This window comes from Nostoc sp., assembly GCF_036917555.1.
Classification (GTDB): domain Bacteria; phylum Cyanobacteriota; class Cyanobacteriia; order Cyanobacteriales; family Nostocaceae; genus Nostoc.
Genome location: NZ_JBALDD010000094.1, coordinates 1 through 6,437, shown reverse-complemented (window position 1 = coordinate 6,437; position 6,437 = coordinate 1). Strand labels below are relative to the sequence as shown.

Genomic DNA, 6,437 nt, shown 5'->3' with positions numbered 1-6,437 from the left:
TGAACAAGGTGAGAAACTGTTAGGTGGTAAGCACATTCAGGGAAAGCTCATGAGCAAGGTAGTAAACCTACTATTCCAAGAATTGTGTAAAATAATTCCTCTGACCTGATGCTATTAACCCTTCATCCAAATGAAGGGTTTTGAAACCTAAACTTTCAGTTACCCTGAAATTAAGAAAGTAATGCTGACAAAAATTGCGTTTGAAACAATTTTGGAACGTGCTTTGATGGGATACGACTTATCCCCTGAAGAGGGAGTGGTATTGTTACAACAAACACAGCCAGAGGCGATCGCAGCAATACGTACTACATCCGACACACTCCGCCACACTCAAGCAGGCGATACTGTTACCTACATAATTAACCGTAATATCAACTTTACTAACATTTGTGAGCAGCACTGTAGTTTTTGTGCATTCCGTCGAGATGATGATGATGTCGATGCATACTGGTTAGATTCGGCGCAAATTTTAGAAAAGGTGACAGATGCAGTACAACGGGGTGCGACAGAAATCTGTATGCAGGGGGGGTTAAATCCACAAGCGCAGATAAATGGTAAATCTTTGCCCTACTACCTCAAGGTTGTAGAAACCATTAAACAGGAATTTCCCCACATACATTTACACGCTTTCTCTCCCCAGGAAGTGCAATTTATTGCCAGACTTGACGGATTGGAATATGCTGAGGTGATTACTGCTTTGCGTGATGCTGGTGTTGGCTCAATGCCGGGAACAGCAGCGGAAGTATTAGACGATGAAGTTAGGCGGATACTGTGTCCAGAGAAGATTGACACAGCCACTTGGCTAAAAATTGTTAGCACCGCTCACAAATTAGGCTTGCATACCACAAGCACTATGTTATCTGGGCATATTGAAACCCACGAACAGCAAATCGGACATTTAGAAAAATTGCGATCGCTCCAAAAAACCGCTATCGATCAGGGATATCCAGCAAGGATCACAGAGTTTATTTTATTACCCTTCGTTGGCCAAGAAGCGCCCAAATCTTTACGTCGCCGTGTTGGACGCGATCAACCAGTTTTGAATGATGCACTGTTATTAGGGGCTGTAGCGCGGATTTACTTAGGTAATTGGATTCCCAACCATCAGCAGAGTTGGGTAAAACTGGGACTTGCAGGTGCAACAGAAGCCTTAGCTTGGGGTTGCAACGATATCGGCGGCACCTTAATGGAAGAACATATTACCACAATGGCAGGTGCTTTGGGCGGTACGTGTATGGAAGTGAAAACCTTGCAAACTGCGATCGCTTCTTTAGGAAGACCTTACCAACAACGAGATACTCTTTATCATAAAATTAGGAGTTAGGAAAAAAATTCCCTTTAATCTCCTTACTCTATGTTCTCTGCACCTCTGTGGTTAAATAAATTGCTTTTCAACCGCAGAGGCACAGAGAAATCAGAGAGAAAAACAAATTTTACGAGTCAGCTTAAAAGAGCTAATCTTCAACGCTTAACTGATCTGCTTGCGTCGTCTCCATAGAGAGACAAAGTTAACATCAAGCCCATAAAATGCACGGATATCAGAAACTCCTAATCCTGGTAATTTTTTAGTACCTTCCTTCACTGTACCCTGTAATAAATCAGGATTTAACCTCAACACATCTAGAGCCGTAACGAACAAAAATCAGCAAACTTCCACAAATTGCTGCATTTTTTTCGATTATGAAGATTTGTGCAACTACTCTGGGAGAGACGGCATTTGGATTGCGTTTGTCTTAACCCGATTATTTGGTGCAACACCAGGGGATATTTTGACAAAACCACACGCAAAAGGTGGCCTCGATTTTGGTACTATCGGCTCATCCATAGTCCTTGTGTCAATACTCGGAGTTTGTATATTGTTCACAACTCTAAAATATAAAAAGCTAGTGGTAGCTAGACCTTCTAATGATGAATAACATTAAAGTATGCTCCGACAAATTTCTAATTTCTGGTTGCGTCATATACATCCTCATTTAGCTCCCTTAATTGCGACAATTGGTATTGTTGGACTTGCTAGTTGTCTGCTAGTACTTTTTATTTTAGCCCAACTGGCTGAAGAGGTTTTGGAGCGAGATGCTTTTAAATTTGATACTACTTTTCTATTATGGCTACATCAGTTTGCCAATCCAAGTTTAGATAATTTAATGCTGTTTATTACAAATCTTGGTAATCCTAGTACAGTGGTCGTAGTTGCAAGCATTACTATCTTGTTACTTTGGTGGCAACGTTATCAAGAAGAAGCAAAAGCTTTTATATTTGCTTGCTTAGGAGGGTTAATTTTAAATACAGGGCTAAAGTTGTTTTTTTCTAAACCTCGCCCGGAATTGTGGCATCGCTTGATTTCTGAAAAATCTTTTAGTTTTCCTAGTGGTCATGCGCTAGGTTCTATGGTGCTTTATGGTTTTATTGCTTACGAATTAGCAATTCACTATCCTAATTTTGCCAAAGTTATTTACAGTTTGACAGTTATTTTAATTGCTGCTATTGGTATCAGCCGCTTATATTTAGGAGTCCATTGGCCCACAGATATAATTGCAGGATATGGAGTTGGTTTTTTGTGGCTGATGATATGTATTACGATGCTGAAATTGCAAAGATTGAGGTAGGGAAAGTTAGTTGATTCAATTCTATCAACCTCTAATTCCATAACTTCGCAGAGAAAATATAGCGATGATAATTGTCCAATCAGATTTTTTAATGACCTGATTTTTGCCCAAGATGCTTGTAGATGAGCGCCTTTGAGGGAATGAAACAGCCCTGCTCACTGCCCTACTCCCTACTCCCCAATCCTCACTCCTCCCTCAATTGATCCCCAAGTTACCAATCCAAGATAGTATGGACGTTGATTTACGTATTCTTTTACTTAATGCATATGAAGCGCTATTGGTCGCGTTTGCTTGCGCTGGTTTTGGTTGTAGCTATCGGCTTAATGGGTTGTTCTGGCAGTCCAGATAGTTTGACTGGGGATTATCGTCAAGACACCTTAGCTGTGGTCAATATTATGAGACAAGCTCTGGATCTTTCACAAGATTCACCAGACAAAGCAGCAATTCAAGCAGAAACGCGTCAAAAAATTAATGACTTTTCAGCTCGCTACCAGCGAGTTAACTCTGTTTCTGGTCTTGGCTCGTTTACAACCATACGAACAGCCCTCAATTCCCTAGCTGGACACTACAGTTCTTACCCAAATCGTCCCGTACCCGAAAAACTCAAAAATCGTCTAGAGAAAGAGTTGCAGCAGGTAGAGACGGCGTTGAAACGTGGCGGTTAGCTATTAACTATTGCCTGCTCCATCATCAATAGTCAGGAGTCAAAACTTGTGACACCTGACTATTTTGTTTGTCAAGGCAGAAGGCAGTGTTTCGACTACGCTCAACAACCAGGCAGGTGGTCACTGAGCATAGTCGAAGTGAGGCAGGAGACAGGAAGTAGAAACTTTTTATGTCTGATGCCTAAGTTCTGCATTTTGTAGCTCATCTACTTGAAAACTGCTGTAACAATGCTACCAATGCATTAAGAATGTGAGCCGATGCATTCGCATTGCGGGCAAAGTTTTGATATCTACTTCATGCACTGGGAACCGCTATAAAAGAATACGGCAACAGAAATAGACCTTTGGGAGTCTTGAAAAAATAGGTTTTAAAACCCTTAGTATTTAACTATATAATTCGATACACGTTGCCCATAATTATTTGAGTTGGGATCGATTATTATCGCAGATTAAAGGCTTTAAGACCGAACGTCAACACGTGGCTCAAAGTCAGCGCTACTCCGCCTTTGCTTAGTTACCCTGGGGGATCTTGCTACAGGCGGAGTTTATATCCCTGTCTGAAACTTTTTTGAATTTGTTCATCTACTGGTAGGTATGTCTAACTGTCCCTTGAACGTTGCAAGATCAACATTATTTTGGCGGCGCTTATGCGCTGTTGTTTTTACTAGTAGTTTGTTGCTCCCAAACTTGGGAAGCGAACCAGCAAGGGCGCAAGTAACTGAGTATTGTCAGTTATCATCAGCGGTGGTGCAACAAAAAGAAAACTTACGTTTGTCAGCCCTCAAAGGCAAACAAGATGCTCAAACGCGCTACCAAAGCATAATACAAGAACAAGCACAGAAATTAAAGGAATGTCGCTCTCGGACTTGGCCGCAAACCCAAGCCATTTGGTTACGCTTATATCCCTGCGACATTCAGCCAGGAATAATCGATCAGATTATGGATCGGATTGTTAATCGTGGCTATAACCAAGTTTATATAGAAGTATTTTACGATGGGCAGGTACTTTTACCAGCAAAAGCTAACCCGACGGTTTGGCCTGCTGTGATTCGCACTCCAGGGGCAGAAAATATCGATATACTCGCTACGGCAATTAAAAAAGGTCGGCAACGTGGTTTGAAGGTCTATGCCTGGATGTTTACCACAAATTTCGGCTATACTTACGCCCAGCGCCCAGATAGAGAAAGTGCGATCGCTCGTAATGGCAAAGGTCAAACGAGTTTATATGTGGTAGATAATGGCTCTCAACTATTTATCGACCCCTACAACCTGCAAGCAAAACGCGATTACTACCAATTGGTACAAGAAGTTTTGCGCCGTCGTCCAGATGGCTTGCTATTGGATTACGTGCGTTATCCTCGCCAAGCTGGAAGTGATTCTATCGCTACCAAAGTTTCAGATTTATGGCTATTTAGTCCCGCAACCCAAGAAGCTTTATTTAAACGGGCACAGAATTATAAAGGGCTGGACTTGATTCGCCGCTTTTTGAGCAAGGGATTCGTCACTGGGGGAGATGTAGCGGAAGTCGATAAACTTTATCCCCAGGAAGGAGAACCCCTTTGGCAAGGACGCACTCTCCCACTAGCGCAAAAGTCAATCCTGCGTGCAACCGATAGACAACCAGTTTTACAATGGGAGTTGTGGCAGCTTGCCGTTGCCCACGCTATGCAAGGAATTCTAGATTTTGTTACCATCGCTAGTTACCCTGCAAGACAGCAAGGTATTTCCACAGGAGTGGTGTTTTTTCCTGATGGCAACCAAACTGTAGGACAAGGGTATGATTCCCGTTTGCAACCTTGGGATCGTTTCCCTACTACATTAGAGTGGCATCCTATGGCTTATGGAAATTGTGGTAATGCCAGTTGTATTGTGACGCAAGTGCAGCGGGTTTTGAGTATGGCAAAACCCGGTACGCAGATAATCCCTGCTTTAGCTGGTCAGTGGGGAAAACCTGTCAGTAATCGTCCATCCCTAGAAGTGCAAATGCAGGCACTCCGACAATTTGCCCCCAAACTGAAGGGAGTTAGCCACTTTGCCTATTCTTGGCAATATCCTCAGAGTGATAGCGATCGCAAATTCTGTCGAGTTAAGTAAAGTTTTTGCAGAATTAGTGAAATGGGATGAATTTCCCTTTCAACTTATAGAATCACACACTTTACAAATTCATACTAAATATAGTGATCGCAGTCATAACTACAGCTTAAGTATAGTGTGCAGCGAGTCGTTGGAATGCCGACGGTGTTGGACTATCTGCGAGGTGCTGGCGTATCATCTCGGCACACGCACCTGGGCTTAACAAAGAGGTATCAACTTCAAGGTCATAGATCCCAGGTATGTGAACTTCACGTTGCCATAACTGAACTGGATGTGGTATTGGGGAGTCGGCTGTACTTCCCACGTTCCACCCCGTGTTTTGTCGTCGTTCCATAACGATCTCGATCGGGCAGTGAACGCCTACGAACAAGACCGGCAATCCTTTCAAACGTCGGGCACTATCAGCCAGAATGCCCCGTTCCATTGCATAGGCGTCATGGTGTCCGACATCAACCACAACATTCAGACCCAAGCGGCTGTGGGCGGCGATAGACTCATACATGGCGCTATAAAGAATGGGAACAAAGGGTTCGATATCCTGGCGTTCTCCCCCTGGCCGTAGACCGATCCCAGGCAGGTATCGTGCGGGAGTCATTTGCATAAACCTATCAACACCCAAGTTCATCCACAGACCATTAAATGTCTCCTGAATCACTGCGACAATGCTCGATTTCCCCGATCGCGGAACACCATTCAGGATGATAATCTGTCCTAGCTCCTGTGTCTGCCCCATGATTGCTCCTCACATCCTTATATCTGTACTACTTTAGACTAAGAAGCACAAAATGACTCAGGGAAGCTGAGTTGAGAAGAACCAATGCAAAAAATGTAAAAGATGAGAAATCAAGCAGATTTCTGCGCTGATTTATGTGAAGTAGAAGTATGCTTTTTAACAAAAGGATAGTGAATTCTACACATTTAAACGAAAAACACTCTCTGTAAAAGGAGAGCGTTTTTTGATTTAGTTAAACTTCAGAATTAACCGTTGATAGCAGGAGCAGTTAAAGCTACAGGAGCGGAATCACCAGCAGCCAAATCAAGCGGGAAGTTGTGAGCATTACGCTCGTGCATT

General features: G+C 43.0%; 7 protein-coding genes and 1 pseudogene. 5 read left to right on the top strand and 3 right to left on the bottom strand.

The features are described from left to right. Nucleotides 1-181: 181 nt before the first annotated feature. Nucleotides 182-1,324 (top strand): 7,8-didemethyl-8-hydroxy-5-deazariboflavin synthase subunit CofH, encoded by a 1,143-nt coding sequence (gene cofH, locus V7K60_RS34860; RefSeq protein ID WP_334932800.1) that lies wholly within the window; start codon nucleotides 182-184, stop codon nucleotides 1,322-1,324. Nucleotides 1,325-1,468: 144 nt separating this feature from the next. On the opposite strand, the gene V7K60_RS34855 is transcribed toward cofH, so the two are convergent. Beyond that, nucleotides 1,469-1,639 (bottom strand): hypothetical protein, encoded by a 171-nt coding sequence (locus V7K60_RS34855; RefSeq protein WP_334932798.1) that lies wholly within the window; start codon nucleotides 1,637-1,639, stop codon nucleotides 1,469-1,471. 49 nt (nucleotides 1,640-1,688) lie between these two features. Here V7K60_RS34855 and V7K60_RS35530 point away from each other — a divergent pair, with 49 nt between their 5' ends. The 4 genes from V7K60_RS35530 to V7K60_RS34840 all read left to right on the top strand — a co-directional run bounded on the left by V7K60_RS35530 (nucleotide 1,689) and on the right by V7K60_RS34840 (nucleotide 5,365). Then, a complete protein-coding gene (locus V7K60_RS35530) occupies nucleotides 1,689-1,916 on the top strand; it encodes a hypothetical protein (protein ID WP_442944517.1) in 228 nt (75 codons plus the stop codon). Nucleotides 1,917-1,925: 9 nt separating this feature from the next. Then, nucleotides 1,926-2,606, top strand: coding sequence for a phosphatase PAP2 family protein (locus V7K60_RS34850; RefSeq protein ID WP_334932796.1), 681 nt, complete (start codon nucleotides 1,926-1,928; stop codon nucleotides 2,604-2,606). Nucleotides 2,607-2,866: 260 nt separating this feature from the next. Continuing rightward, nucleotides 2,867-3,271, top strand: a complete 405-nt coding sequence (gene psb27 / locus V7K60_RS34845) for a photosystem II protein Psb27 (RefSeq protein ID WP_334932794.1) — start codon at nucleotides 2,867-2,869, stop codon at nucleotides 3,269-3,271. Between the two features lie 594 nt (nucleotides 3,272-3,865). Beyond that, on the top strand, nucleotides 3,866-5,365 hold the full coding sequence (locus V7K60_RS34840) for a family 10 glycosylhydrolase (protein ID WP_334932792.1): 1,500 nt from the start codon (nucleotides 3,866-3,868) through the stop codon (nucleotides 5,363-5,365). A gap of 106 nt (nucleotides 5,366-5,471) precedes the next feature. On the opposite strand, the gene V7K60_RS34835 is transcribed toward V7K60_RS34840, so the two are convergent. After that, nucleotides 5,472-6,098 (bottom strand): chloramphenicol phosphotransferase CPT family protein, encoded by a 627-nt coding sequence (locus tag V7K60_RS34835; RefSeq protein ID WP_334932790.1) that lies wholly within the window; start codon nucleotides 6,096-6,098, stop codon nucleotides 5,472-5,474. 245 nt (nucleotides 6,099-6,343) lie between these two features. Further along, a pseudogene (locus tag V7K60_RS34830) lies at nucleotides 6,344-6,437 on the bottom strand (photosystem II protein D1); the annotation flags it as partial.